The following is a 26,257-nucleotide window of genomic DNA, read 5'->3' as shown; positions in this document are numbered from 1 at the left end:
GCGGGCTGACCAATGATCTTTACTGCGGAAATAAGTCCGGTTTCTTGGCGATCACGGCCGGGAGGCGGTTGTGGGAATCGAGGTCGTGCGGCGGCCGGAGCGGCGGACGCCGCCGCGGGTGCCCGAGGGCGAGATCGTGCTCGAACCGCCGCCCGAGGTCCCCGAGAAGGCCGGCCAGGGGTTCGCGAACGCCCTGATGTACCTGCCGATGGCCGCCGGCGGCGGGGCCATGGGGCTGATGTTCATGGGCGGGGCGGGCGGCGCCGGCGGCGGCAACCCGATCATGTGGATCGCGAGCGGGCTGTTCGTGCTGTCGATGGTCGGCATGGGGTTCGGCCATATGGGCCAGGGCGCGGGCGAACGCAAGCAGCAGCTCAACAGCGCCCGCAGGGACTACTACCGCTACCTGGACCAGGTCCGCGTACGGGTCAGGAACGCGGCCCGGCAGCAGCGCGAGGCCCTGGAATGGTCGGGCCCGGCCCCGCGGACGCTCTGGTCGCTGGTGCTGAGCCACCGGCTCTGGGAGCGGCGGCCCGCCGACGCGGACTTCGGGCAGGTGCGGATCGGCACGGGACGGCAGCGGCTCGCGGTCGAGCTGATCCATCCCGAGACCCGGCCGATCGAGGATCTGGAGCCGATGTGCGCGGGCGCGCTGCGGCGCTTCCTGCGGGCGCACGCGAGCGTCCCGGACCTGCCGGTCGCGGTGTCGCTGCCCGCGTTCTCCCGCATCGTGCCGACCGGCGACCCCGCGGCGGTACGGGCGATGCTGCGCGCGCTGGTGGCGCAGCTCGTCACGTTCCATGCGCCCGACGACGTCCGGATCGGGATCTGCGTCTCGCCCGAGCGCATGCCCGACTGGCAGTGGGCCAAGTGGCTCCCCCACTGCCTGCACCCCAGCGAGCACGACGCGGCCGGGCCGGTACGGCTGATGACGCATTCGCTCGCGGAGCTGGAGCGGCTGCTGGAGGAGGACCTGAAGGACCGGCCGCGGTTCAGCCCCGGCGCCGGGACGCAGGACCTGCCGTTCCACGTGGTGATCGTGGACGGCGGGACGGTCACCGCCGACGCCCATCTCGGCTCGGACGGCATCAAGGGCGTCTGCGTCGTCGATCTCGGCACGCCGGCCGGCGCCGCGCCGGACTCGACGATGCTGCGCCTCGACGTGACCGCCGGCGGGCTGGAGATGCTCGAACGCGACCACACCGGCAAGGACGTCGCCAGCCCGCTGGGCCGGCCGGACGCGTTCACGCCCGTCCAGGCCGAGGGGCTGGCGTTGCGGCTGGCCCCGCTGCGCGCGGGCGCACCGGACGAACCGGAGCAGAACGCCCTGGCGGGCGACCTCACCCTCACCTCCCTCCTGGGCCTGGACGACGCCGCGGCCATCGACGTGCGCGCGACCTGGCAGCCCCGGCCGCCGCGCAACCGGCTGCGCGTCCCGATCGGGGTGGACGCCGACGGCCGCCCGGTCGAGCTGGACATCAAGGAGTCGGCGCAGGGCGGCATGGGCCCGCATGGGCTGCTCATCGGCGCGACCGGTTCGGGCAAGTCCGAGCTGCTGCGCACGCTGGTGCTCGCGCTCGCGGTCACGCACTCGTCGGAGTCGCTGAACTTCGTCCTCGTCGACTTCAAGGGCGGCGCCACGTTCCTGGGCCTGGACCGGCTCCGGCACGTATCGGCGATCATCACCAACCTGGAGGAGGAGCTGCCGCTCGTCGACCGCATGTACGACGCGCTGCACGGCGAGATGATCCGCAGGCAGGAGCTGCTGCGCGCCTCCGGCAACCACGCCTCGGTACGCGACTACGAGAAGGCCCGCGAGCAGGGCGCGCCGCTCGCGCCCCTCCCCACCCTCTTCGTCGTCCTGGACGAGTTCTCCGAGCTGCTGTCGGCCAAGCCCGAGTTCGCCGAGCTGTTCGTGATGATCGGGCGGCTCGGGCGCTCGCTGGGCGTGCACCTGCTGCTGGCGTCGCAGCGGCTTGAGGAGGGCAGGCTGCGCGGGCTCGACTCGCACCTGTCGTACCGGATCGGTCTGCGGACGTTCTCGGCGATGGAGTCGCGCGTGGTGCTGGGCGTCCCGGACGCGTACGAGCTGCCGTCCCAGCCGGGCAACGGGTACCTCAAGGTGGACGTCACCGGCATGGTCCGGTTCAAGGCGGCGTACGTCTCGGGCGCGGGCGGCGACGAGCGGCGCGGCGCCGGGGACGGGACGGCCGGCGGCCCGCGCCGGCAGCGGCTGATCGTCCCGTACGGGCCCGGGTACGTGCGGCCGCGCTTCGAAGCCGCGCCCGAGCGAGGGGAGTCCGGGCCGCCCGCCGCGCCCGAACCGGCGGAGACGCTGTTCGGCACGGTCGTCGGCCGGCTCGCCGGCCAGGGCCCGGAGGCGCACCGCATCTGGCTGCCGCCGCTGGACGCGCCGCCCCCGGTGAACGCGCTGCTGCCGCCCCTGTCGGCGACCGCGCGGCACGGGCTGACGGCCGCCGGCTGGGAGGGCCGGGGCCGGCTCGCCGCCGTGGCGGGGATCGTCGACCGGCCGTTCGAGCAGCGCCGCGACCCGCTCTGGGTGGACCTGTCGGCCGCGGCCGGCCATGTCGGGATCGTCGGGGCGCCGCAGACCGGCAAGTCGACCATGCTGCGCGCGCTGATCGCGTCGCTGTCGCTGCTGCACACGCCCGAGGAGGTGCAGTTCTACTGCCTGGACTTCGGCGGCGGGACGCTGGGCCCGTTCGCCGGCCTCCCGCACGTCGGCGGCGTGACCAGCCGGCTGGACGCCGACCGCGTGCGCCGTACCGTCGCGGAGGTGTCCACCCTGCTGGAACGGCGCGAGCGCGAGTTCGGCGAGCGCGGCGTCGACTCCATCGCCACGTACCGGCGGCTGCGGGCGGCGGGCGCGGCGCCCGGCGACGGGTTCGGCGACGTCTTCCTGGTGGTGGACGGCTGGATGACGCTGCGCCAGGAGTACGAGCACCTGGAGGAGGTCGTCACCGACCTGGCGGCGCGCGGGCTGGGCTTCGGCGTCCACGTGGTGGCCACGGCGGGCAAGTGGTCGGAGTTCCGGATGGGGATCCGGGACGTGTTCGGCACCCGGCTGGAGCTCAAGCTCGGCGACGCGTACGAGTCGGAGATCGACCGGCGGCTGGCCGAGAACGTCCCGGCGGGCCGTCCCGGCCGCGGCCTCACCCCCGACGGCATGCACTTCCTGGCCGCGCTGCCGCGGCTGGACGGCCGCGGCACGGCCGGCGACCTGGCCGACGGCGCCGGCAAGCTGGTCGAGGCGGTCGCCGGGGCGTGGCAGGGGCCGGCGGCGCCGCCGGTGCGGCTGCTGCCGGACGTGCTGCCGGCCGCACGGCTGGCCGGGACGCCGCCCGAGCGGTGGCGGGTGCCGATCGGGATCGACGAGGACACGCTGTCCCCCGTGCGGCTGGACTTCGCCGCCGACCCGCACTTCGTGGTGGTCGGCGACACCGAGTGCGGCAAGACCAACCTGCTCCGGCTGCTCGCCGAGGGCGTGGTGGCGCGGCACCCGCCCGAGGAGGCGCGGCTGCTGTTCGTCGATTACCGGCGGTCGCTGCTCGACACCGCCGACACCGCGCACCGCGTCGGGTACGCCGCGTCGGCGGCGGCCGCCGCGCAGCTGGTGGACGACCTGGTGGACGCGCTGAACGACCGGCTGCCGCCCGCGGACCTCACGCCCGAGCAGCTGCGGCGGCGCTCGTGGTGGCAGGGCGCGGACATCTTCCTCTTCGCCGACGACTACGACCTGGTCGCCACCGCCGGCAACCCGCTGCTCCCGCTGCTGGAGCTGCTCCCGCAGGCCCGCGACATCGGGCTGCACCTGGTGCTGTCGCGGGCGATGGGCGGCGCCGCCCGCGCGCTGTACGATCCGGTCGTCCAGCGGCTCAAGGACATGGCGACACCGGCGCTGATCATGTCCGGGAGCAAGGAGGAGGGCCCGCTGTTCGGCGAGGTCGTCCCGGGTCCCCTGCCGCGCGGCCGCGGCACCCTCACCGACCGCCGCGCCGGCGCCCGCCTGGTCCAGACGGCCCTCCGGGACGAGTAGCGCGCCCGCCGGCCCGTCCGCGACGTCGACTCGTGGCGTGTCGGCCTTCCGGCGGGCGCGGGGCGCGGGAACACGCCACGAGTCAAGGCGGTGGGCGGCGGGGGTGGGCGCCGATCGTGCCTTGGACGGCGCCGGTCACGATCTCCGGGGCGTCCTGGACGGTGGGGGCGGGTGGGGCGGCGCGGCCGGGGCGCCAGCGCCGGCGGCGGCCCATGGGGAGGATCACGCCCGCGAGGGCGGCGAGGGCCGCGGCGGCGAGCGCGGTGCCGGTCACGGCCGCGCTGAGGGTGCGGGTGCGGGGATCGGCCGGTTCCGGAGCGGTCAGCGCGGCGGGGGCGGGCGAGGTCCGCGGGAGCGGGGCGGTCTCGCCCGGGATGACCGCCGTGACGGCCTGGACGGGGTTGACCATGCCGCGGCCGGTTCCCGCGCCGGCGTTCCCGTCGGCGGTCGACACGATGCGGTTCGCGACCTGCCGCTGGTTCAGGTGCGGGTGGCGCGAGCGTACGAGGGCGGCCGCTCCCGACACGTACGCGGCCGCATAGCTGGTGCCTTCCGCTTGCGGGTTGTAGCCGCCTCCAGGCCATGCCGTGGGGACGCCCTTGCCCGGGGCCGCCAGATCGACCCTTGACCGGACGCTAGAGCTCTCGGCGCGCGCGCCGTCCGGTCCCAGGGAGGCCACGGAGAGGACGCCCGGATAGCTCGCCGGGTAGGCGGGGCCCGCGTCGCCGCCCTCCTTCTCGACGTTGCCGGCGGCGGCGACGATCAGGACGTCCCTGCTCTGGGCGTACCGGACGGCCTCGGCGAGCTCGGGGCCGGGACCGGTCTTGATGGAGACGTTGACGACCCGGGCGCCGGCGTCGGCGGCGGCGCGGACGGCGCGCGGCAGGCGGGCGCCGCCGGTCTCGTCGCGGTCGGTGTCCTGCTGCTTGATCACCAGGAGGCGGGCGGCGGGGGCGACGCCGCCGGTTCCGCCGCCGAGGTCGCGGCCGGCGATCAGGGCGGCGACGCCGGTGCCGTGGCCGGCGCAGTCGCGGGTGCCGGTGCCGGTGAGGTCGGTGGCCTTCGCGACCCGGCCGGCCAGCATCGGGTGGGACGCGTCGGCGCCGCTGTCGATCACGGCGACGGTGGCGCCCCGGCCCGCGGTCAGCGTCCGGGCCCGCGGGAGGTCCAGCCTGCCCTCAGCCCACGACGCGGCGACCGGGCCCGGGACGCCGCGGGCGACCCGGCAGGGCGGGGCCGGGGCCGTGGCCCCGGCGGCGTGGGCGGGGATCTGCGGCAGCGCCAGTACGGCGCCGCAGATGAGCGCTCCGAGTCCGCGCACCGCCGTCTCCCGCCGTAGGGGGCTCTGCGGGACGACTGTACGACCGGTCCGGGCGGCGGGTCATGGGTTTCGCCGACGGGACGGGGAGGAGCGCCGTCCCAGGACCCAGCCGATGACGACCATGGCGGCACCGACCGCGATCCCGCCGGCCGCCACCCCCGCGATCGTGGAGACACTGTCGCCGTCGGCGAGCCGCCAGCCGACGTAGGCGGCCATGAAGAGGGCCCAGATCAGGTAGAAGGCGCCGAAGCTCCTGCTCCAGTACACGCCGCGGGACGGGGTCGCGGGGACCGCGCCGAGCGCGGCGGCCGGGCCGAGGTCGGCGGCCTTGGGGCGCTTGAAGTACTCGAAGCAGATCCAGGTGCCGCAGGGCTCCCAGCCATCGGGCGCGAGGCGCTCGGCCAGCGCGGCCCGGGACGCGGTGCTCGGGCGCACGGTCTCGCGCCGGTACTCCCAGCGCTGCGGGTCGGCCAGGTCGCGGCGGCTGACGAAGTGGGCGCGGCCGTCGACGCGCTCGACCTCCCAGCCCTGGTCGCCGAACTCGTTGAGGCGGTCCACCTCGTGGAACGCGTCGGCCGTCCACCGCCAGGTCTCGACGGCCGGGGGCACGGGCTCGGCGGCGGCGGAGCCGGCGAGGACGGCGGCGAACTCCTCGGGGGCACCGAACTCCTCGCGGGGGTCGGCGCCGGAGTCGGCGGCGTAGGCGGCGAGGTCGTCGACGGTGCCCGCGATCCGCTCGTCCGGCATCCCCTGGGCGCGGAGCCGCTCGGCGAGCGTGTCGAAGTAGTCGGTCATCGGGGGGCTCCCTTGGCGAGGTTGGTACGGACGGATTCGGCGAAGTCCAGCCAGAGCCGGGTCTGCTCGGCGAGGACGTCGCGGCCGGCGGCGGTGAGGCTGTAGTAGCGGCGGCCGGGGCCGCGCTCGGTGGCCCGGAACTCGGCCGCGACCAGCCCGGCCTCTTCCAGGCGGTTGAGGACGGGGTAGAGCGTGCCGCCCTTGATCTGGCCCATCCCGGAGGCGGCGAGCCGCTTCGCGATCTCGTAGCCGTAGCTCTCACCGGCGGTGAGGTCGGCGAGGACCAGCAGGTCGAGCACGCCCTTGAGCCAGCTGGCCCGGCGGTCGGGGGTCATGGCGTCCCTTCGGTGGTCGGCGGAACGATTTAGAAACTAGAGCAAGCTAGGTAGGAATGCAAACTAGCGGGCGCCGACGACTAGCCCGAAAAACACGAGCGGATACTCGGAATAGGGAATTCGATCTTGCGGTTGCACCATGTGAGACGCGCGAGGGATCGGGTATCCGAGTTCCCCGCGGTCCCCCGCACCCCCCTCGACACGGAGGTACGCCATGCGCAGCAGCATCCCCAAGGCCCGCACCGGCGGGCACAAGCACGTCCGGACCCACTCGCTCCGCGCCCTCGCGGTCGCCGCCCGGCTGGAACGCGAGCACGCCCCGGAGGGCCCGCCGGGCCACGACCCCGGCCGGGCGGCCGACCGCCCCACCCGGGGCACCCCCGACCCGGCCTGACCAGCACCGCAGAAGACCCCCGCGCCCGCGCGCCGGGGGTCTTCCGCGTTCCGGCGACGATCTCGAAACGGTGCGACCCGGACACGGCGACCCCGGCGGCGCAATAGTCTGGGGCGATCCAGGAGCCGTGTGCGACGAAGTGAGAGTGGTGTGACCGACACGACGATGCCGGACGCCCATCCGCTGCGGTCGGGCGATCCGACCACGCTGGGGGCGTACCAGGTCCTGGGCCGGCTGGGCGAGGGCGGCCAGGGCGCCGTCTACCTCGGCCGCCCGGCCGGCGGCGACCCGAACCGGCCGGCCGACCATGTCGCGATCAAGCTGCTGCACTCCGGGCTCACCGGCGACGACTCGGCGCGGGCGCGGTTCGTGCGGGAGCTGGACGTGGCCAAGCGCGTCGCCCGCTTCTGCACGGCGCAGGTGATCGACGCCGACCTGGCGGGCGACCAGCCGTACATCGTCAGCGAGTACGTGCCGGGCCAGTCCCTGCACGCCCTGGTCCAGGCCGAGGGACCGCGCACGGGCGGCGCGCTGGAGCGCCTCGCGATCAGCACGCTGACCGCGCTGTACGCGATCCACCAGGCCGGGATCGTGCACCGCGACTTCAAGCCGCACAACGTGATGATGGGCCCGGACGGCCCGCGCGTGATCGACTTCGGGGTGGCCCGGGCGCTGGGCGCGGCGGGCGAGACGCAGAACGTCGGCACGCCCGCGTACATGGCCCCCGAGCACTTCAGCGGGGCGGGCGTCGGGCCGGCCGCGGACATGTTCGCGTGGGGCACCACGATGGTGTTCGCCGCGACCGGGCGGCCCGCGTTCGGCAACGACGAGATGGCCGCGGTCATGCACCGCATCCTGATCGAGGACCCGGACCTCGGCGACCTGCCGTCGCCGCTGCGCGAGGTGGTCGCGGCGTGCCTGGCCAAGGAGCCCGAGCAGCGGCCCACCGCGCGGGAGGCGCAGGAGCAGCTGGTCGGCGCCGCCCCGGGCGAGGCGCCGGGGCCGCTGGCCGCGATGCCCGCGCCGCCGCCCCCGGCGCCGTTCGCGCCGGCCGATCCGCCCGCCGGGCCGCAGGCCGCCCCGCCCGCCGTGGCGCCGCCCGCCGCCGGGCCGCCGCGGATCGACCGGGTGACGTCGCCGCAGCCGTCCCCGTACGCGACGCCGCAGCCGCAGGGCGCCCCTCACCCGCAGCCTCACCCCCTGCCGCACGCTCAGCCGCAGCCGCACGCGTACCCCGCGCCCGCCGGCCCGACGCCGCCGCCCGGCGGTGGCGGGGCGAAGGGCGGCGGCAAGCGGCTGGCCGTCCCGCTCGCCGCCGCGGTCGCCGTGGCGGCGGTGCTGGGCGGCGGGGCGGTGTGGGCCGCCACCCGCGGCGGCGACGACCCGGGATCGGGCGGCGGCACGGTCGCCGGCCGGCCGGGCGGCCAGGGGCCCGCGGCGCAGGAGAACCGGCCCGGCGCGAGCGCCCAGGACCCGAAGGGCCACGGGGCCGAGCCGCAGAACTCCAAGAGCCCCGGCGCGAAGCCGGGCGGGTCGAAGACCCCCGGCAGGCCCGGCGGCGGGCCCGGGACGACCGCTCCCCCGGCCGGCGGGGGCGGTACGCCCGCCAAGGAGCCGCCGAACAAGTACACGCCCCAGAGCGCCTGCAACACCGGCGGCAAGGGCAGCGGCTACTACGTGCAGCGCTCCATCGCGGTGGCGGGCGGCCGGGCGTACCTGCTCTACAGCAACTCGTCGCGCAACAACTGCGCCGTGACCATGAAGACCAGGAACGTCGGCAAGGCGTCGGCGGTGTCGGTGTGGATCCAGGCGCGGGGCGGGAACAGGATCGGCGATGGCGGGTCGTACGCCTGGTACGCGGGGCCGGTGTTCGTCAGCGCGCCCGGCAAGTGCGTCCGGTTCGGCGCCGGCTCGACCGCCGCGCCGTACGGCAACTGCGGCTGAGCGGGCGACCCGAAGGCGCCTCGGCGGCCCGGCGTGCGGGCCGCCCGGGTCCCGCGGGTCGCGGGGCCGGATGGGAGGCCGGGCGCGGCTTCGGGGAGCGGGGCGCCCGGCGGTCGAAGGTCGGATCGGATCGGATCGGTCAGGTCGGTCTGCGGTCCGGATCAATCAGGTCGGACCGGAAATCGAAATAGGTCCGGGCCAGGTGGATCCGGGCCGGACGGTCCGGTCAGTTGGACGGCGCCGTGATCAGGTGGTCGAAGTCGCCGTCCTTGGCGCCCAGGATGAGCGCCTCGATCTCGGGCCGGGTGTAGATGAGGGCGGGGCCCTCCGGGTGGCGGGAGTTGCGCATCGCGATCCGCCCGCCGGGCAGTTCCGCGATCTCCACGCAGTTCCCCTGGGAGTTGCTGCGCCGCGACTTCAGCCAGCGGGCTCCCTGGAGTCCGGTGGCCGGCATGCCGTTGTCGTAGGCGTTGTTCCGCCGCGGGGGGTGGGGGGTGTTCTGTCCCTTGTCGATTCCGAGCATCATGTCTCTCTGAGGTAATCACCGAGAAGCTCGACGGTGCGCTCCGGTGTCGCACTGTCGACGCACAGGCGTTCCATCGCCTGCAAGTAGGTGTCGACGTCGTCGCGCTTGTCCAGGTACATCGCGCCGGTGAGGTTCTCGACGTACACCACGTCCGGCAGGTCCTGTTCGGGGAAGCGCAGGATGGAGAACGCACCGCCCTCGGCGGCGTGGCCGCCGAACCGGAACGGCATGACCTGGATGGTGACGTTGGGCAGCTTCGACATCTCGATGAGATGCTCGAACTGGCCCCGCATCACCTCCGGCCCGCCGATCGGGCGGCGCAGCGCCCCCTCGTCCAGCACCGCCCACAGCCTCGGGGCCTCCGGGCCCGTCAGCCGTTCCTGCCGCTGCATCCGCAGCCCGACGCGCTGGTCGATCTCCTGCTCGGCCGCGCCCGCGTTGCCCAGGCGGATGACCGCACGCGCGTAGCCCTCCGACTGGAGCAGGCCCGGGACGAACTGGAGTTCGTAGGTCCGGATCAGCGCCGCCGACTCCTCCAGGCCCACGTAGGTCTGGAACCAGCCGGGGAGGACGTCGTTGTAGCGGTGCCACCAGCCCGGGGTGTTGGCCTCCCGGGCCAGCTGGAGCAGCGCCTCGCGTTCGGTCGCCTCGACGACGCCGTACAGCGTGAGCAGATCGTCGACGTCTCGCTCTTTGAAGCTGACCCGCCCCAGCTCCAGGCGGCTGATCTTGGACTCCGACGCGCGGATGACGTAGCCGGCGTCCTGGCGGCTCACGCCCTTCGCCTCACGCAGGCGACGGAGCTGCGAGCCGAGCAGGATCCGACGTACCGTCGACCCAGTTCCCGGCGTCTCTGGAGTCACGCCCAACCTCCCGGCTCGTTGGCGGACAGCGATCTTCCCCGGCGGAGCCGGAGAGCTAAGTGTGCCACTGCGGTCCCTGTCCTGCGGATACCTCCGATCACCCGCGCGGGCACCCTACCGATCTTTACTGACGGGTTCGGATGCACGTGCATTGGGCCTTGCATTCGCACGCTACGATGCGCAGGATAACGCACGAGACTTCCGAGCCACGGCTGCACAACGAGATCACTCTGCGGGGTCCTGGGGAATGACGTCACGCCACGCGCACGACGACACGCGCTGGGGGGCTGCCTCCAGCGCGGAGCCGGCGGGCACACAGGACTGTGCCGGTCATTCGGTCCCCGTGCCCGAATCGCGTGACCTGCCGCACCGCCTCGATCTCGCCCTGCGCGCCCTGGTCGCGCTGACCGGACCGACCGTCTCGTTCACCGTGCTCCCCGAACCGGAATCGGTCACCGAGGCGCGGCACTTCGCGCTCACCCGGCTGGACGGCTGGGGCGGCTCCGCGCTGGCCGACGACGTCGGGCTCGTGGTCTCCGAACTCGTCACCAACGCGCTGCGGCACAGCGGCGCCCCCGCCTTCGCCCGGCCCCAGGCCGTCCTCGGCGACCGCGCCGACCGCTCCGGCTGCACGAACCACGGCCCCGCCGATCCGCTGGGCTCGGCGCCCGCGGCCATCCGGCTGCGGCTGCTGTACGAGGCGCCCTGGCTGCTGTGCGGGATCATGGACGCCAGCCCCGAGGCGCCGCGCCGCAAGGAGCCCGACTACATCGCCGAGACCGGCCGCGGGCTGCACCTGGTGGAGTCGTTCAGCATCCGCTGGGGCTGGTGCGGGCTGCCGCAGGGGAAGGTGGTCTGGGCGCTGTTCCGCGCACCCTAGCCACACCTGTGGCCGAGGTCGCAACCACCGGAGAGGGTAACGGCAGCTCCACGCGGGTATACGCCCATCCACAAATCGAGCGGAGAGGGAGTTTCGGTGGAATTCGCCGTCGCGCACCGGGAAGAGCAAGGGCTCACCGTAGTAAAGATCAGCGGTGAGATCGACGTCTTCACCAGCCCCCGCCTGCGCGAGCTGCTGCTGGAGATCATCGACACCGGCGCCGCGCACCTGGTGGTGGACCTCGGTGAGGTGACCTTCCTGGACTCCACCGGGCTCGGCGTGCTCGTCGGCATCTACCACCGGCTACGCGCCCGCGACGGGTCCATGTCGTTCATGGGAGTGAACGACCGGGTGCGCCGGGTCTTCCACGTCACCCAGCTCACCAAGATATTCGTGCTGCACCACTCCCTGGAGGACGCGATCGCCGCCCACGAGGCCGCGCAAAGCGGCGAAGCGACCGGCAACTCCCGCACCGCGAGCTGATCCTTCACCCCTCCCGGGCCCACCTTGGCCCTTCCCAGCCCTTCCCCGGGCCTTCCTCCCATCCCTCCCCTCCCACCCGTCCCCGCCTCGCCCCGCCTCGCCCCTCCGCGCCCGGCTTCCGCGTGCTCCCCGCCCCCGGACGACACCCGGCGGGCCCGCGAACCGGTACCGTGAGACAGAGATCAAGCCCCGCCGCCAGGGTGGCGCCGTCCTGTCCAAGCGCGTGCGGTGCTTTCACTGAACCGACCTCGATCGGACGGGAGCGCTCCGTGGCAGAACAGCCGCTGCACGAGCACACGCTCGGCAATGGCCTGCGCGTGGTGGTCTGCGAGGACCATGTCGTACCGCTGGCCGCCGTCAACATCTGGTACGGGGTGGGCTCGCGGCACGAGCGGGCCGGCCGTACCGGGCTGGCCCACCTCTTCGAGCACCTCATGTTCCAGGGCTCGGCCAACGTCGCCGAGGGCGAGCACGCCGCGCTGCTGGAAAGCGCCGGCGCCACGTTCAACGCCAGCACGTCGTTCGAGCGCACCAACTACTACGAGACGGTGCCCGTCAGCCATCTGGAGCTGGCGCTGTGGCTGGAGGCCGACCGGATGGGCACGCTGCCCGCCGCGCTCACCCAGGCCAACCTCGACAACCAGCGCGACGTGGTGAAGAACGAGCGCCGCCAGCGCTACGACAACCAGCCGTACGGCACCGCGTTCGAGCGGCTGTGCGCGCTGACGTTCCCGGCGGGCCACCCGTACCACCACACCCCCATCGGCTCGATGGAGGACCTCGACGCGACCACGCTGGAGGACTGCACCGACTTCTTCGGCACCTGGTACGCGCCGGGCAACGCGGTGCTGTCGATCGTCGGCGACGTCGACCCGGACGAGACGCTGGCCGCCGTGGAGCGCTACTTCGCCGGCATCCCGGCGGGCCCGCAGGCGCCGCCGTCGCGGCCCGGCGACCTCGGCCCGCTGGGCCGGATCAACGGCGAGGCGGTCGACGAGGAGGTGCCGTCGCCCGCGTACTTCGCGATGTTCCCGCTGCCGTCGGACGGCGGCGACGACGTCGAGGCGGCCGAGCTGGCCGTGGAGATCCTCGGCGGCGGCTCCGGCTCCCGCCTGTACGACCGGATGGTGCGCCGCGACGAGATCGCGACCGAGGTGTGGGCGGGCGTGACCCGGCTCGCCGGCGGCCCCTCGCTGGCCATCGTGGACGCGATCGGCCCCGACCCGGAGAAGATCGCCGCGGTGCTGGACGAGGAGCTGGCGCGCTTCGCCGAGCAGGGCCCGGACGCCGACGAGACCGCGCGCGCGACCGCGCAGGCCGAGCGCGGCTTCCTGGAGCAGACCGAGACGGTGACCGGCCTGGCGAACGCGCTGTCGCAGAACGCGACGCAGTTCGGCGACCCGGCCCGGGTGTTCACCGCGCCGGGCCGCGCGGCGGCGGTCACCGCGGGCCAGATCAAGGAGATGGCGGGCGAGTGGCTCAAGCCCGGCGCCCGCTCCGTCCTGACCTACGGAGGTACGGCGTCGTGAGCACCGATTCGTCCGGCCTGGCGCTGGCACCGCGCCCGACCCCCGGGCCCGTTCCCGCGTGGGCGTTCCCGGCCGGTACGGAGGGCGCGGTCCCCGGCGGCGGCCCCGCCACGCTGCGCTGCGACCTGCCGGGCCGCCGGCTGGCGGCCGTGCGGCTGGTGCTGAACGCGGGCGCCGGCCGCGAGCCCGAGGGCCTGGACGGCGTCGCGACGCTGGCCGCGCGGGCGCTGCTGGAGGGCACCGAGCCCGGCGGCGGCACCGCGCTGACGGCCGCGTTCGAGCGGCTGGGCGCCAGCCTGTACGCGTCCGCCGACCTGACCGCGCTGCGGATCGCGCTGGACGTGCCGGTGACCCGGCTCGGCGCGGCGCTGGAGCTGTTCTCCTCGGTGGTGCGCGAGCCGGCGCTGGCCGACTCCGACGTGCGCCGGCTCGTCCGCGAGCGGCTGGAGGAGATCGCGCAGGAGGACGCCGACCCGGGCTCGCGGGCGATGCGCGAGCTGCGCGCGGTGATGTTCCCCGCCGAGGCGCGGGCGGCCCGCCCGACCGGCGGCACGCCCGCGTCCGTCGAGGCGCTCGGCGGCGCCGCGGTGCGCGACTTCTACGGCTCGGCGGTCCCGGCCGAGGCGACCGCGGTCGTCGCGGGAGACCTGTCCGGCGTGGACGCGACGGCGGCGCTGAACGCGGCGCTGGAGGGCTGGACGGTGTCCGCCGACGTCCTCCGCACGCCCGACGCGGTGCCGCCCACGTCCGGGCCGCGGATCGTCGTGGTGGACCGGCCCGGCTCCGTGCAGACGTATCTGAGCATCGGGCACGGCGTTCCCAACCGCGCGCATGCCGACTGGCCGCTGCTGACGGTCGTGTCGCACGTGCTGGGCGGCGGCCTCACCTCGCGGCTCAACAGCGTGCTGCGGGAGGAGAAGGGCTACACCTACGGCGTGCGCGCCGGGCTGCTGCGGCTGCGGCACTGCGGCCTGTTCATCACGCAGGGCGCGGTGCACACCGAGGTCACCGCCGACGCCGTCGCGGACGCGCTCGCCGAGCTGCGCGGCGTGGTGTCGCGCGGCATCGGCGACGAGGAGTGCGGCGCGTCGGTGCGGGCGCTGGCCGACCGGGCGCCCGCCGAGTACGAGACGGCCCGCTCGGTCGCCGCCGAGCTCGCCGACGCCGCCGCCAACCACCTGGGCGCGGACTACCCGCGCCGCTACCTGGAGGCGGTGCGCGCCGCGACGCCGGACGAGGTGGCGCGGGCGTACGCCGAGCACGTCGACCCGGAGAAGCTGACCGTCATCGCGGTCGGGGACGCGGGGCAGATCGTGGAGCCGCTGCGGAACCTCGGGTACGCGCCGGTGACCGTCTCGGCGACGGAGGCCCCGGCCGAGGACGGCTAGCCCGTCCGGGAATCCGAAATAAGGCGCTCCGGTGATGTTTTGGGGACGAAGCGTCGCCTGCCGGAGTGAACCGATGGCATGGTGGATTCCGTCTGACCAAGCGGGCCCGCGTCGACGGGATCGGGCCCCGGTGTCGCGAGAGGGGAACGGCCAGTGTCCTACGGGCAGATGGCGGGCGGGTACGGGGGCGGGGCGCCCGGCGTCACGGTCGACACGGTCCTGTCCGAGCCGAACTGCCGTCCCGGCGGCGTCGTGGCCGGGAAGGTGCACGTCGTCGCCGGCCCGCAGCCCGCGGAGATCCGGCATGTGACGCTCGCGCTGATGCCGCGCATGCAGAACGGCTACGGCGGCGAGAGCGCCGGCCCGGAGGTCTACCGGGGCGCGCTCACCCGCTCGTTCCGGCTCGACCCGGGGCAGCGGCGCGACCTGGCGTTCTCGATCCCGCTGCCGTACGAGCTGCCGTTCACCACGGTGCTCGGCCGCGAGCTGCCCGGCTTCACGATCGGGCTGTGCACCGAGGTGGACGTCAAGGGCGCGGCCGACCCCGGCGACGTCGACCCGATCTCGGTGGAGCCGCTGAAGTCGCAGCAGTGGGTGCTTGCCGCCATCGCCCGGCTCGGCTTCAAGATCCAGAACGTGGCGTTCGAGCAGTCCAAGCTGGCCGGCGTGCCGCAGCAGCTGCCGTTCTTCCAGGAGATCCGGCTCGCGCCGCCGCCGCGGTACCAGGGGCGGTTCGGCGAGATCGGGCTGACCTTCGTGGCCTCGCCCCGGCACATGGCGTTCGTGCTGGAGGCCGACCGGCGCGACGGGGGCGGCGGCGACGAGTCGTTCGGCCGCTTCCAGGTCGAGCATCCCGAGGCCGCCGAGACCGACTGGGGCGCGAAGATCGAGCGCTGGCTCGGTGAGGCCGCGTCCCGGCCGCGCGCGCAGGGCTCCTTCCACTCTCCCGGCGCACCGCCGCCCGCTCCCGGTCCGGGCGCGGGCCACCACCACACGCCGCCCGGCGGGGCGCCGCTGCCGCCACCCGGCGGCCCGGCCACGTTCCCGCCGCCCCCGCCCGGCCCGCACGGCGCTCCGGCGCCCGCGGCCGCCTCGTACGGCGGTCCCGCCCAGTACGGGCAGTTCCCGCCGCCCGCGCCCGGACCGGGCCAGGGACCCGCGCACGGGCCCGCGCACGGCCCCATGACGCCGATGCCGCCGGCGCCCGCCGGCCCACCCGGGCCCGCGCCGGCTCCGTACCCGGGGCAGGCTCCCCCGCCGGGCGCGGGGCAGCCGTACCCGCCGCCTCCGGCCCACTCCCCGTCGTACCCGCCGCCCCCCGGCCACGGCGCGCCGCAGTACCCGCCGCCCCCCGGCTACCACGGGCCTTCCCACCACGGGCGTCCCCACCACGGGGCCGGCTGGGGCGCGGCCGCCGCGGTCGGCGGCGTGGCCGCCGCCGGTGTCGCGGGCGGGATGGCCGCGGGCGCGGCCGTCGACGCGTTCGGCAACGTCGTCGGCGGCGCGGCCAACGTCGCGGGCTACGCGGCCGGCGTCCCGATGGGCCAGTTCGGCGACGCGGTCGCGGGCTACGCCGGGAACGTCGCCGCCGACGCGGCCGGGCACGTCGCGGGGTACGCGGTGAACGAGGCCGCCAACGCCGTCGCGAGCGAGGCCGGCGGCGCGGTGGCGGAGGAGGCGGCCGGCGCCGTCGGCGAGATCCTCGGCGGCCTCCTGGGCGGCCTCTTCGGCTGACAGCCCCGAATTTTCGGGGGATTTGGACGGAGATCGGCCGCGCTCTCGGCCGGGACGCGGCCAGCCGGTTAGGGTCGGAGGGCAGCCGCCCCCCGAGGAGCTTCATGACCACCGTCGTCCTGGTCCTGCTGTGCCTGGCGATCGCCGGGCGCGAGCTCTACCTCGCCTCCGACAAGCGTCTCCCCCGCGCGCAGGCGGAACTGCGCGAGCTCCGGTCGCGGATCCACGAGCTCGGCAAGCGCCACGACGCGCTGCAGGCCGAGCTGGCCGAGCTGCGCGACACCCCGGCGATCACGATCCCGCAGCCGGCGGCGCGCGCCGAGGAGCCCCCGGCTCCGCCGGCGGAGCCGCCGCCCGGGTCGCTGTACGCGGCCGACCGGCCCCCGGCGGAGGTCGCCGAGCTGGCCGGCCGGGTCGACCGGCTGGAGGAGCGGCTCGGCGCCGTCTCGGCCGAGCTGGCCGGGGCCGAGCTCGACCGCGCCGCCCGGCACGCGCTGGCCCGCTCGCTGGACGCGGCCGAGCAGGTCGTCGGGGAGCTGCGGCGGGAGATGCTGGAACGCCTCGGCCGCGAGGAGGGCGTGGTCTCCGGGCTGCTGCTCAGCGAGGAGGGCGAGGCCGAGGCGCTGCTCGCCGACGCGTACGAGCGCTGCTCCGGCGAGTACGGCCTGCGCGTCCGCATCCGCGACCAGCGCTCGGTGCAGACGCCGGGCGGCGCGTTCTGGGGCACGTCGTACCACCTGTCGGGGCGGCGCGCGGACGCGCTGGCGGAGGAGCTGTTCACCTACGTCCGCGACCTGCGCGACCCGCACGACCCGTCGGCGCTGGCCGCACTGCTGGCCGAGCTGGCCCACCTGGCCGGCGGCGGGATCGCCCGGATCGGCGCGTTCACCGCCGTGCGCACCTCGACCGGGCTGGTGTGCGGGCTGCTGCCCGACGACGTGCCGGAGTCGGCCGAGCCCTGGGAGCCCGCCACCCGCATCCGCGAGCTGCCCGCCGATCTCCAGGCCGACCTGAGCTGGCTGTGCTGACGGCGTCCGCGCCGCGCTCCGCCCGGTGAGGCGGCCTCACCGGGCGGAGCGCGGCCGATGACCTCGCGGGCGCCTCAGGGCCGGACGAAGTGCGGTGTCCGCTCGTCGGCGCGGTCCACGGAGAACGCGAGCAGGCAGCGCGGCGTCCGCGCGACGTCGATCCGCAGGCACAGGCCGAGGCCCAGGCCCGGGTCCACGAACACGACGCGCTGCAGGGCGCGCAGGGCGCGGCGCGCCACCGCCCGCGTCTCCGGACGCAGCGGGTCGTGCAGGGTCGCGACCACGACCCGGCCCGCGTAGCGCCACAGCGCCGCCGCGTCCAGCACCCGGACCCCGGCCGCCGCCAGATCGGCGACGATCACCACCCCGCTGTCGTCCTCCTCGCCGGGCGGCGGCGCGGCGGGCGCGCCCGGCGCGGCCGGGCCGCCGACGGCGCGGTGGTAGCGCAGCGGGTCGAGCGTGTCGATGACGAACGCGCCCGCGTACGGCCAGGAGGCCCGCGGCCGCACCGCCGGCCCGGTGCCCGCCGTGCCCACCGCGACCGTGCGGGTGCGCAGCCGGGCGCTGAGGTCGAACGCCATGCCGCCGGCGTCCAGCCAGACCGGCACGCCGAGCTTGGCGGCGCCCACCTCGTCCAGCGTGCCGATCGTGCGCCACAGCTCGTCGGTACGGCGCGACAGCGTGGCCGCCATCCCGAGGCCGGGGAACGAGCCCTCCAGGACGGTCAGCGTCGCCCGCCACGTCGCGCTGGCGACGAACTCGGCCACGAACGTGTCCACCATCGTGCGGCGGCGGTCCGGGTCGTCCATCGGCCCGGCGGCGGCCCGCGGCTCGGGCGCGGTCCAGGCCGGGACGTCCGGGACGGTGTCCGCGGGCGACGCGACGGGCGGCGGGGACGGCGGCGCCACCGGCTGCGGCGGCTGGGACGGCGGGGCCTGGGGCGGTCGCGGGGCCTGGGGCGGTCGCGGCGGCTGGGACGGGGGCTCGGGGGCCGGGTGCTCCGGCTCGCCGCGCTCGCGCCGCTCGGCCGCGTCCCGCGCGGCGCGCTGCTCCCGCACCTCGCGGCTGCGCCGCTCGTACAGCTCGGCCAGCTCGCGCTCGCGCTGCTCGCGCCGCTCGGCGGCGGGATCGCGCCCGGGGCCCGCCGGGCCGGCCTGCTCCCCGGGCGCGGGCGATCCCTGGACGGGCACCCACTCGGCGGGCGGCGGCCGCTCGCCGGGGGGCTCCTCCGGGGGCCTGGGGGTCGGGGAGCCCGCCACGTGGACGTCGCCGTCGTGCGGTACGGGACGGGGCGTCGCGGGCTCGGGGGACTCGTCGCCCGGCTCGGGCGGCTGGGGGCTGTCGCGCGGACCGATTCTCACGTTCCCGATCCTCGGCCCTCGCGGTGATCCCGGCAAGCGCGCCCGCGCGTGCGCGGCCCCATCAGGCCGGGCGGGACGAGCCGAAGAGGGCGGCGCAGAGCGACTCCGGGCCGTCCGGGCCGCCGGCGGCGGGCAGCACGGTGAGCACCGGCCCGTCGCCGGCGCCGCCCGGGTCGAGCCGCAGCCGGACCTCGACCTCGCCGTCGGCGTGCGGCGGCGGCTCGCCGGCGCCCTGCGCGGCGGCGACGTCCTGGAGCCCCACCGAGACGGTCTCCGGCAGCTCGACGAACACCGGCCGCTCGCCGGCCGGGAGCTCGTCCAGCCACAGGCCGAGCAGGCGGGAGGCGAGGCCGTTGAGGAGCCGTCCCCAGGGTTCGACGAGCCGCTGCGGCACGTTCCGCGACTGGAGTTCGGGCAGCCCGAACCTGGCCAGGCCGCTGGTGGTGAACCAGAAGCCGTCCCCCGCGGGGGCGTGGGGCAGCAGGACCCAGTCGGTGAGCCGTACGGTGCCGTCCGGGCCGGGCAGCGACGCCTCGATGCGCCCGGCGTCCAGCACCTGCGGGGTGAAGACGTCGACGACCGGCGCCGCGCTCTCGCGGTCCGGGCCGGCCGTCCCGGCGACCGCGGCGGCGACGGTGCGGGCGGCCCATTCGTGGGCGGGCGGCCAGCCGGGCCGGTACGTGGCGCGCACGGCCAGCACGTGCGAGGCGGCGGCGATGCCGGCCAGGTCGCGGCGGGTGGCGCCGTACGCGGCGAGCAGGTCGGCCGGAAGCGGCGGGAACCCGGCGGCGGGGCGCAGGTCGAGGGTCAGCAGGGGGCTGCCGAGCATCCGCAGGACCAGGTCGCGGAGCGGGCCGGCGGGGCGGGCCGCGACCCGGTCGCGGGCGGCGGCGAGCGGGTCGGGTGGCGGCGCGGCGAGGGCGACCGCGTAGGTGGCCTCCAGCGTCTCCGGTACCGGCAGCGTCAGACTGGCACCCAACACCTAACCCCCGCCCTGGGAAGGGTCGCTCGACCCGTTCGGTCCCGCCTATCGATCATGCAGAACGCGCCGCCGGAAACTTCCTGTCGCCGGGGCGACAATCTGTTGCCGCCAGGGCAGGAAGCCGTGCACCCGGCCCGGCGCGGCCGGACTGGACGCCTCCGGGGGCCTTCCGGTGCACACGGAGCCCGAACTGACCGAATGCGGCAAACAGCACTAAGGGCACATTGACACCCCTGGCGTCCGGGCAGACGATCACGCCGCCCCGTTGTGATCCCCTGCCAGGGAGGCGCGATGACGCGCAGGCATGACAGGCACGACCGGCGCCGGATACCGCGGCGCCGACCGGTGGCCACATCCATCCTGGCCGCCGCGGCGCTCCTGACCGGAACGCTGGTGGCGGCCCCCGCACAGGCCGAGCCGAGACCCGCCGCCCCGCCGGGCGGCGTCGAGGTCTACGCCGGTGATCTGACCCCCGACCAGCTCAAGAGGCTGAACGGGATCGGGCTGGACCACGAGGAGGTCTCCTTCGGACGCTCCCAGAACGGCAAGACCCGCGTCGAGGTGGTGATGAACGGCGCGCAGGCGGGCGCCCTGGCCAAGCAGGGCATCCGGCTGGAGGTGAAGAAGGTCGGCGGCAGGGACGCCTCGCAGCGCGCCAAGGCCGCGCAGGCGCAGCCGGACAACGTGTTCCGCCCGTACAGCGGTGCCGGCAACATCCGCGAGGAGATCCTGAAGGTCGCCGCCGACCATCCGGGCATCGCCACCGCGGTCGACATCGGCCGGTCCCACCAGGGCAAGCCGATCACGGCGATCCGGGTGAGCAAGGACGTGGCGCGGCTGAAGGACGGCAGGCGCCCGGCCGTGATCTACCAGGCGACCCAGCACGCCCGCGAGTGGATCACCCCGGAGATGGTGCGCCGGCTGCTGCACCACTACGTGAACGGCTACGGGAACGACGCCGAGCTCACGAGGATCGTCGACACCACGGACCTGTGGTTCGTGCCCGTGGTGAACGTCGACGGCTACGACCTGACGTTCCAGGAGGGCTTCCGGCTCTGGCGCAAGAACGCCCGCGACAACAACGGCGACGGCCGGATCACCACCGGGGACGGCGTCGACCTGAACCGGAACTTCCCGTACAAGTGGGGCTACGACAACGAGGGCTCCTCGCCGCAGCCCACCAGCGAGACCTACCGCGGCCCGGGCCCGGGCTCCGAGCCCGAGACGAAGGCGCAGACGGGACTGTTCAAGCGGGCCAAGCCGAAGTACGTCCTGAACTGGCACTCGGCGGCCGAGCTCCTGCTGCACGGCGTCGGCTGGCAGTCGCTGACCCGCAGCCCGGACGACGTGATCCACGACGCGATCCTGGGCGACATCGACAACCCGGCCGTACCGGGGTACACGCCGCAGCTGGGCGCCCAGCTCTACACCACCAACGGCGACACCGACGGCGAGGCCGACAACCGGTACGGCGCGCTGTCGATCACGCCGGAGATGGCGACCTGCGCGTCCGCCGCCCGCTCCGACCCGGACGACGAGTGGCGGCCCGAGGACTGCGGCAGCGTGTTCGAGTTCCCGGACGACGAGGCGCTGATCCAGGCCGAGTTCCGGAAGAACGTCAACCTGTCGCTCGCGGTCGCCAAGTCCGCGCACAACCCGGACGAGCCGGTCTCGCCGGTCGGCCGCACGGCCCCCGACTTCGAGGTCGACAAGATCAACGCCTCGTACGGGACGTCGCAGGAGGCCGCGTCGGTGATCAGGCGGTCGCTGCACGCCAAGCGGCTGGAGTACCGGATCAACGGCGGCCGGGTCCGTACCGCCGGCGTGCACGAGTGGCGCGGCGGCGAGCGGTTCGGCGACGAGAACGACCACTACTACGCCGAGTACCGCGGCAGGATCACCGGGCAGCGGCCGGGCGACCGGGTCGAGGCGTGGTTCACCGGCTACAAGAAGGGCAAGCGGGTCGCCAGCGACAGGTTCGCGTACACGGTGCGGGACCAGGGCCGCGCCGACGTGCTGGTGGTCGCCGACGAGGACTACACGGGGATCAACCCGTCCTACCCGGCGGGCACGAACGCGCCCCGGTACGCGAAGCAGTACACCGACCTGATCAGGGCGGCCGGGCACCGGGCGCAGGTGTGGGACATCGACAGGGACGGCGCCCCGCACGACCTCGGCGTGCTCAAGCACTTCGACGCCGTGGTCTGGTACCTGGGCGACAACCGGCTCACCCAGGACCGGTCGGACGACCCGGTCCGCACCTACCTCGGCGACGTGCCCGACAGCCAGGTCGCCGACCGGGCCAAGGACACGCTGCTGTCGGTGCGGTCGTACCTCAACGAGGGCGGCAAGCTGCTCTACACCGGCGAGACGGCCGGCTACAACGGCCCGCTCAACCGGCTGAACGGCGGCGGGATCTACTACGGCCTGAAGGGGCATCCGGAACGGCCGTGCGTGGTCAGCGGCAACTTCCGCGACGACTGCGAACTGCTGTCGGACGACTTCATGCAGTACTACCTGGGCGGGTTCGACCGGGCCCGGGTGGGCGCGCCGACGGGCTTCACCGGTGAGGGACGCCCGTTCACCGGCCTGGACACCGATCTGGCCGGGACGCCGACCAACCCGCTGAACGAGGCGGGCGGCTACCAGGTGACGTCCACGGTGCTGCCGCCGGACCGGTTCCCGCAGTTCAGGAGCTGGAAGGCGGGCGACTACCTGGGCGCGGCCGGGCCGTACGAGCCGTTCGAGGGCGAGTGGTACATGGCCGGCCAGCACGCCGACAGCACGTACCGGCGGCTGACCCGGACGATCGACCTGTCGTCGGTCACCGCCGCGCAGGCGCCGGCGCTCCAGGCCATGCTGTCGTACGGCACCGAGGGCGGCTTCGACCACGTGATCGTGGAGGCCCGGACGGCCGGCGGCGAGGACTGGACGACGCTGCCGGACCGGAACGGCCGGACCCGCACCACCGTCCCGACCGAGTGCGAGGCGGGCTACCTGCTGGCCATGCACCCGCATCTCGGGCACTACCTGACCGGCGGGAACCCGTGCCGGAACACCGGCACGAGCGGGCAGTGGAACTCGTTCACCGGTGACTCGGGAGGCTGGGTCCCGGCGGCGTTCGACCTGTCGGCGTACGCCGGGAAGACGGTCGAGGTCTCGATCGCGTACGTGAGCGACCCGTTCACCGGCGGTCCCGGCCTGTTCGTGGACGACACCAGGGTGACCACGTCCGCGGGCGAGGTGGACGCCGAGGGCTTCGAGTCCGGCCTCGGCCCCTGGAGCGTCCAGGGCGCCCCGCCGGGGAGCCCTGGCAACACCGGCGAGTTCGTGCGCGACCAGGCGCTGATCGACACGGTCTCGGCCGTGGCGACCAGGGACACGATCACGCTCGGGTTCGGGCTGGAGCAGGGGAAGACCCGCGGCGAGCAGGAGGCGCTGATGCGCCGGGCGCTGGATCACCTGCTCGACTGACGCCCCTCTAGAAGATCTACCGGACCGCCAGGGCCCCGGCCGCCTCCACCGGCCGGGGCCCTCGGCGTCCGCGTGGCCTCCGGCTTGCCGGGCGGTGCCCCTTCCGTGGCGTGCGCGGCCGCATACGGGCCCTATATCGGGGCACTTGGGGTGAATGATCCAGAATCGCCGCCATTGTGATGGAGGACACGTGCATCGCTCGCAACCCGTAAGGAGCCATCGGGCGTCTTACTTACCAGGGAGCACCACCGACGCGTCCCAGCGCCCGATCGTTCAGAGCCCGCGACGTCCCGGAGAACGGGGTCGCCCTGGCAGAGGCGATCCGCGCACCGCCCCCGGCCCACCCTCCATGCGCGGCCGGGAGAACCCGCAACGGCCCGGCGGCCCGGCACGGCGATGACCGCCCACGGCATCCGCCCGCGCACCGGCGCCGAACCGCCGGGATCGGTGGAACGTACCCCACGACGGGGGGCGGCCCGATCCGCCCGGTAGCCCGCGCCCGCCGGCGCGCGCGAACGAACCGGCCCACCCGGGTCACGACCTTTCGGGGAGCGACGATGACCGCTGTCAGCATGCCGCGAGAACAGACCCCTGCCCCTGCGGCCACCACCGAGCGCTACGAGCGCGACGTGCTGCCGCTGGCCGACCCGCTGTACGCCAGCGCCGTGCGCATGACCCGCAACAGCGCCGACGCCGAGGACCTCGTCCAGGAGACCCTGACCAAGGCATACGTGAACTTCCACCAGTTCCAGGAGGGCACGAACCTCAAGGCGTGGCTGCACCGCATCCTCACCAACAACTTCATCAACACCTACCGCAAGCGGCAGCGCGAGCCCCAGCGCGCCGGCTCCGAGGAGCTGGAGCAGTGGCAGATCGCGCAGGCCGAGGCCGAGTCGGCCGGCTTCCGCTCCGCCGAGGCCGAGGCGCTGGACCGCATCGCCGACGGCCGGGTCGTGGACGCCCTGCGCGCGCTCCCCAAGGACTTCCGGGACGCCGTCTACCTCGCCGACGTGGAGGGCTACCACTACAAGGAGATCGCCGAGATGATGGGCACCCCCATCGGAACGGTGATGTCCCGCCTGCACCGCGGCCGCAAGCAACTGCGCGAGGCCCTCTCCGACCACCGCCGCGCCCACGTCCTCGCCGCCTGACCGTTCCGCCGGCCCCGGACCGGCGCCGGGGCCGTTCCGGCCCATCGCCCCCACTGCGATCCCGCGGTTCCCCCGTGACCGCGGGATCACTTGTTCCATCGATACTTTTTGTCACCGTGCCGCTACATTGAGCGATGACCCCGCCTCGGCCCGAGACATCCAGGAGTATCGATGCCGCATCTCGTCGCGACCGCGCTCACCGGCGCCGCCCTCGCCCTGCTGCCCGCCGAGGCGGCCGCCGCCGCGGCGCCCCCGGCGGCCGGGCCGCCCGCCGCGCCCGCCACGTCCCTCCGGCTCACCCTGACGCACCCCGACGGGGGCACGTCCGGCGCGCGCAGCGTGACCCTCCAGTGCGACCCGCTCGGCGGCACCCACCCCCGCGCCGCCCAGGCGTGCGCGGAGCTGGCCCGGTCCGGCGGCGAGATCGAGCGGGAGCCCGACCGGGACGCCGCCTGCACCATGATCTACGCACCGGTGATCGCGGAGGCGCGCGGGCACTGGCGGGGCCGGCCTGTATCGTTCAGGGCCGAATATGCCAACGACTGCGTGCTAGGTGCCCGTACGGGGGCAATCTTCCGTTTCTAAGCCGCCGTCCGCATAGGCGCGTGCACTCCGGGTAGAGCGCGTCCACGGGCCACCGCGCACCGGATGGGAGGTCGATCCACCCATGTCGCGAAGGATCAGCGACGTCATGACCGTCAACCCCCGGGCGCTGCCGCTGGACGCCACCCTGTACGAGGCCGCCCGGGTGATGCGCGACCTGGGAATCGGCGGTGTGCTGGTGACGTTCTCGGGCCGGTTGTGCGGGATGGTGACCGACCGGGACCTGGTCGTGCGCGGGGTGGCCGAGAGCCGGGACGCCGCGCACACCCCGCTCAGCGACGTCTGCACGGCCCAGCCGGTCACCGTCACCCCCGACGACGACATCGGCACCGCGCTGCGGCTGATGCGGGACGAGGCCGTCCGCCGGGTGCCGGTGGTGGACGACGAGAACCGGCCCGTGGGGATCGTCTCGATCGGCGACCTGGCGATGGCGGACGGGACGGCCATGGCGAGCGCGGACGCCCTCTGGGAGATCAGCAAGGCGCCGCCGAACTTCTGACGCCCACCGAGCGGTCCCCGGCAAGCCTGCCCGGTTCCGCCGGAAGGTCCCAGTATCCCGACAAAAGGGATACGGTCGAGCCGTGCAGCAGAATCCGTCCGTCCTCACCGACCAGCTCGCGGTGGAGATCGCCCGGCTGGGCATCGTCGGGGAGTCGTCCGACATCGGCACCCTGCACCGCACCACCGAGCTGGCCGCTCAGGCCGTCCCCGGGTGCGCGGGCGCCACGTGCATCCGCTGGGCGGTCCCGCCCGGCGACGGGGACGAGCGTCCCGAACCGCTGGCCTCGGCCGCCAGCCACCCCGACCTGGCCCAGCTGGTCGACCGGCAGCTCGCCCGCCGGCACGGCCCGGTCTTCGACGTGGTCCGGCTGCGCCGCGCGGTCGGCTCCGACGACATCCTCGCCGAGACCCGCTGGCCCGAGGCCATGAACGACATGCTGGGCCGGGGCGTCCGCTGCTTCTCCACGACCCCGCACATCCGGCCCCCCGTACTGGTCACGCTGACCCTGTACGGCGTGACCGCGGGCGCGCTCGCCCGCAGCCAGCACGCGATCGCGTCGCTGCTGGTGGCGCAGGGAAGCGCCGCGATGTCCAACGCGCTCCAGTACGACAGCGTCCACCGCACCGCCGTCCAGCTCCAGGAGGCCGTCGAGGCGCGGGCCGTGGTCGACCAGGCCAAGGGCATCCTCATGCACGAGCTGGGCTGCGACGCCGATGACGCGTTCGCCGAGATGCGGCGCATCTCACAGACCCGCCACGTCAAGCTGACCGCGCTGGCGCAACGCATCGTGGGCGACCAAGGACTCCACGGAACCACCGAAAAGCCCGATCATTCGATCGACTAGGTCCTTTACAAAAAACCGGCATAAGCTGCGCACGGCGGTCGCACCCTGGACCCCGCTGACCGG

Annotated in this window: 21 protein-coding genes; 14 read left to right on the top strand and 7 right to left on the bottom strand. The window is 74.8% G+C overall.

Going from position 1 to position 26,257, the window contains the following annotated elements; all coding sequences use genetic code 11:
- Window positions 1-70: 70 nt before the first annotated feature.
- Window positions 71-4,057, top strand: a complete 3,987-nt coding sequence (gene eccCa / locus ACA361_RS33600; RefSeq protein WP_375018790.1) for a type VII secretion protein EccCa — start codon at window positions 71-73, stop codon at window positions 4,055-4,057.
- Between the two features lie 82 nt (window positions 4,058-4,139).
- On the opposite strand, the gene ACA361_RS33595 is transcribed toward eccCa, so the two are convergent.
- The 3 genes from ACA361_RS33595 to ACA361_RS33585 are packed head-to-tail and all read right to left on the bottom strand — an operon-like array spanning window position 4,140 to window position 6,508.
- On the bottom strand, window positions 4,140-5,378 hold the full coding sequence (locus ACA361_RS33595; RefSeq protein WP_375018788.1) for a S8 family serine peptidase: 1,239 nt from the start codon (window positions 5,376-5,378) through the stop codon (window positions 4,140-4,142).
- Window positions 5,379-5,438: 60 nt separating this feature from the next.
- A complete protein-coding gene (locus ACA361_RS33590; RefSeq protein WP_375018786.1) occupies window positions 5,439-6,173 on the bottom strand; it encodes a hypothetical protein in 735 nt (244 codons plus the stop codon).
- On the bottom strand, window positions 6,170-6,508 hold the full coding sequence (locus ACA361_RS33585; RefSeq protein ID WP_375018785.1) for a PadR family transcriptional regulator: 339 nt from the start codon (window positions 6,506-6,508) through the stop codon (window positions 6,170-6,172). Before ACA361_RS33585 ends, ACA361_RS33590 begins: the two co-directional genes overlap by 4 nt.
- A 214-nt stretch (window positions 6,509-6,722) precedes the next feature.
- Between ACA361_RS33585 and ACA361_RS33580 the strand changes: the two genes are divergently transcribed.
- Window positions 6,723-6,902: a hypothetical protein gene (locus tag ACA361_RS33580; protein WP_375018783.1), complete on the top strand. Its 180-nt coding sequence runs from the start codon at window positions 6,723-6,725 to the stop codon at window positions 6,900-6,902.
- 150 nt (window positions 6,903-7,052) lie between these two features.
- Window positions 7,053-8,846, top strand: a complete 1,794-nt coding sequence (locus tag ACA361_RS33575) for a serine/threonine-protein kinase (RefSeq protein ID WP_375018781.1) — start codon at window positions 7,053-7,055, stop codon at window positions 8,844-8,846.
- A gap of 226 nt (window positions 8,847-9,072) precedes the next feature.
- Here the strand turns inward: ACA361_RS33575 and ACA361_RS33570 are convergent, their stop codons facing one another.
- On the bottom strand, window positions 9,073-9,300 hold the full coding sequence (locus tag ACA361_RS33570; protein ID WP_375018860.1) for a DUF397 domain-containing protein: 228 nt from the start codon (window positions 9,298-9,300) through the stop codon (window positions 9,073-9,075).
- Window positions 9,301-9,368: 68 nt separating this feature from the next.
- Window positions 9,369-10,190 carry a helix-turn-helix domain-containing protein gene (locus tag ACA361_RS33565; RefSeq protein WP_375018858.1) on the bottom strand — a complete coding sequence of 274 codons (822 nt, stop codon included), beginning with the start codon at window positions 10,188-10,190 and terminating at the stop codon, window positions 9,369-9,371.
- 388 nt (window positions 10,191-10,578) lie between these two features.
- Here ACA361_RS33565 and ACA361_RS33560 point away from each other — a divergent pair, with 388 nt between their 5' ends.
- The 6 genes from ACA361_RS33560 to ACA361_RS33535 all read left to right on the top strand — a co-directional run bounded on the left by ACA361_RS33560 (window position 10,579) and on the right by ACA361_RS33535 (window position 17,277).
- Window positions 10,579-11,115 carry an ATP-binding protein gene (locus ACA361_RS33560; RefSeq protein WP_375018780.1) on the top strand — a complete coding sequence of 179 codons (537 nt, stop codon included), beginning with the start codon at window positions 10,579-10,581 and terminating at the stop codon, window positions 11,113-11,115.
- Window positions 11,116-11,211: 96 nt separating this feature from the next.
- Entirely contained in the window at window positions 11,212-11,598 is a 387-nt protein-coding gene (locus ACA361_RS33555) for an STAS domain-containing protein (protein WP_375018778.1), read from the top strand.
- Between the two features lie 269 nt (window positions 11,599-11,867).
- Window positions 11,868-13,127: a M16 family metallopeptidase gene (locus tag ACA361_RS33550; protein WP_375018776.1), complete on the top strand. Its 1,260-nt coding sequence runs from the start codon at window positions 11,868-11,870 to the stop codon at window positions 13,125-13,127.
- Window positions 13,124-14,515 carry a M16 family metallopeptidase gene (locus tag ACA361_RS33545; protein WP_375018774.1) on the top strand — a complete coding sequence of 464 codons (1,392 nt, stop codon included), beginning with the start codon at window positions 13,124-13,126 and terminating at the stop codon, window positions 14,513-14,515. Before ACA361_RS33550 ends, ACA361_RS33545 begins: the two co-directional genes overlap by 4 nt.
- Window positions 14,516-14,668: 153 nt before the next feature.
- Window positions 14,669-16,249 (top strand): sporulation protein, encoded by a 1,581-nt coding sequence (locus ACA361_RS33540; protein ID WP_375018772.1) that lies wholly within the window; start codon window positions 14,669-14,671, stop codon window positions 16,247-16,249.
- A gap of 104 nt (window positions 16,250-16,353) precedes the next feature.
- Window positions 16,354-17,277 carry a hypothetical protein gene (locus ACA361_RS33535; protein WP_375018770.1) on the top strand — a complete coding sequence of 308 codons (924 nt, stop codon included), beginning with the start codon at window positions 16,354-16,356 and terminating at the stop codon, window positions 17,275-17,277.
- Between the two features lie 74 nt (window positions 17,278-17,351).
- Here the strand turns inward: ACA361_RS33535 and ACA361_RS33530 are convergent, their stop codons facing one another.
- Both ACA361_RS33530 and ACA361_RS33525 read right to left on the bottom strand, forming a co-directional pair.
- A complete protein-coding gene (locus ACA361_RS33530; protein ID WP_375018768.1) occupies window positions 17,352-18,638 on the bottom strand; it encodes a hypothetical protein in 1,287 nt (428 codons plus the stop codon).
- A gap of 61 nt (window positions 18,639-18,699) precedes the next feature.
- Window positions 18,700-19,617, bottom strand: a complete 918-nt coding sequence (locus ACA361_RS33525; RefSeq protein ID WP_375018766.1) for a hypothetical protein — start codon at window positions 19,615-19,617, stop codon at window positions 18,700-18,702.
- A gap of 348 nt (window positions 19,618-19,965) precedes the next feature.
- On the opposite strand from ACA361_RS33525, the gene ACA361_RS33520 reads away from it, so the two are divergent.
- The 5 genes from ACA361_RS33520 (at window position 19,966) to ACA361_RS33500 (ending at window position 26,194) form a co-directional block, all read left to right on the top strand.
- Window positions 19,966-23,094, top strand: a complete 3,129-nt coding sequence (locus tag ACA361_RS33520; RefSeq protein ID WP_375018764.1) for a M14 family zinc carboxypeptidase — start codon at window positions 19,966-19,968, stop codon at window positions 23,092-23,094.
- Between the two features lie 557 nt (window positions 23,095-23,651).
- A complete protein-coding gene (locus ACA361_RS33515) occupies window positions 23,652-24,245 on the top strand; it encodes a sigma-70 family RNA polymerase sigma factor (RefSeq protein WP_375018762.1) in 594 nt (197 codons plus the stop codon).
- 171 nt (window positions 24,246-24,416) lie between these two features.
- Window positions 24,417-24,830: a subtilase-type protease inhibitor gene (locus tag ACA361_RS33510; RefSeq protein WP_375018760.1), complete on the top strand. Its 414-nt coding sequence runs from the start codon at window positions 24,417-24,419 to the stop codon at window positions 24,828-24,830.
- 106 nt (window positions 24,831-24,936) lie between these two features.
- Window positions 24,937-25,347, top strand: coding sequence for a CBS domain-containing protein (locus ACA361_RS33505; RefSeq protein ID WP_375018758.1), 411 nt, complete (start codon window positions 24,937-24,939; stop codon window positions 25,345-25,347).
- A gap of 82 nt (window positions 25,348-25,429) precedes the next feature.
- The gene (locus ACA361_RS33500; protein ID WP_375018756.1) at window positions 25,430-26,194 is read left to right on the top strand and encodes an ANTAR domain-containing response regulator; all 765 of its coding nucleotides are present in this window, start codon (window positions 25,430-25,432) and stop codon (window positions 26,192-26,194) included.
- The last annotated feature ends 63 nt before the right edge of the window (window positions 26,195-26,257 follow it).

The sequence above is a fragment of the Actinomadura sp. 21ATH genome (assembly GCF_041951345.1).
In the GTDB taxonomy this organism is placed as follows: Bacteria; Actinomycetota; Actinomycetes; order Streptosporangiales; family Streptosporangiaceae; genus Spirillospora.
The sequence above is the reverse complement of the archived record's forward strand: the minus strand, read 5'-3'. Positions and strand labels throughout refer to the sequence as shown.

What these genes read in the sequence shown, in the direction of transcription:
- ACA361_RS33590 (WP_375018786.1), bottom strand. Translation starts at nt 6,173, where the DNA reads ATGACCGACTACTTCGACACGCTCGCCGAGCGGCTCCGCGCCCAGGGG.
- ACA361_RS33585 (WP_375018785.1), bottom strand. Translation starts at nt 6,508, where the DNA reads ATGACCCCCGACCGCCGGGCCAGCTGGCTCAAGGGCGTGCTCGACCTG.
- ACA361_RS33580 (WP_375018783.1), top strand. Translation starts at nt 6,723, where the DNA reads ATGCGCAGCAGCATCCCCAAGGCCCGCACCGGCGGGCACAAGCACGTC.
- ACA361_RS33570 (WP_375018860.1), bottom strand. Translation starts at nt 9,300, where the DNA reads ATGCCGGCCACCGGACTCCAGGGAGCCCGCTGGCTGAAGTCGCGGCGC.
- ACA361_RS33535 (WP_375018770.1), top strand. Translation starts at nt 16,354, where the DNA reads ATGACCACCGTCGTCCTGGTCCTGCTGTGCCTGGCGATCGCCGGGCGC.
- ACA361_RS33515 (WP_375018762.1), top strand. Translation starts at nt 23,652, where the DNA reads ATGACCGCTGTCAGCATGCCGCGAGAACAGACCCCTGCCCCTGCGGCC.
- ACA361_RS33510 (WP_375018760.1), top strand. Translation starts at nt 24,417, where the DNA reads ATGCCGCATCTCGTCGCGACCGCGCTCACCGGCGCCGCCCTCGCCCTG.
- ACA361_RS33505 (WP_375018758.1), top strand. Translation starts at nt 24,937, where the DNA reads ATGACCGTCAACCCCCGGGCGCTGCCGCTGGACGCCACCCTGTACGAG.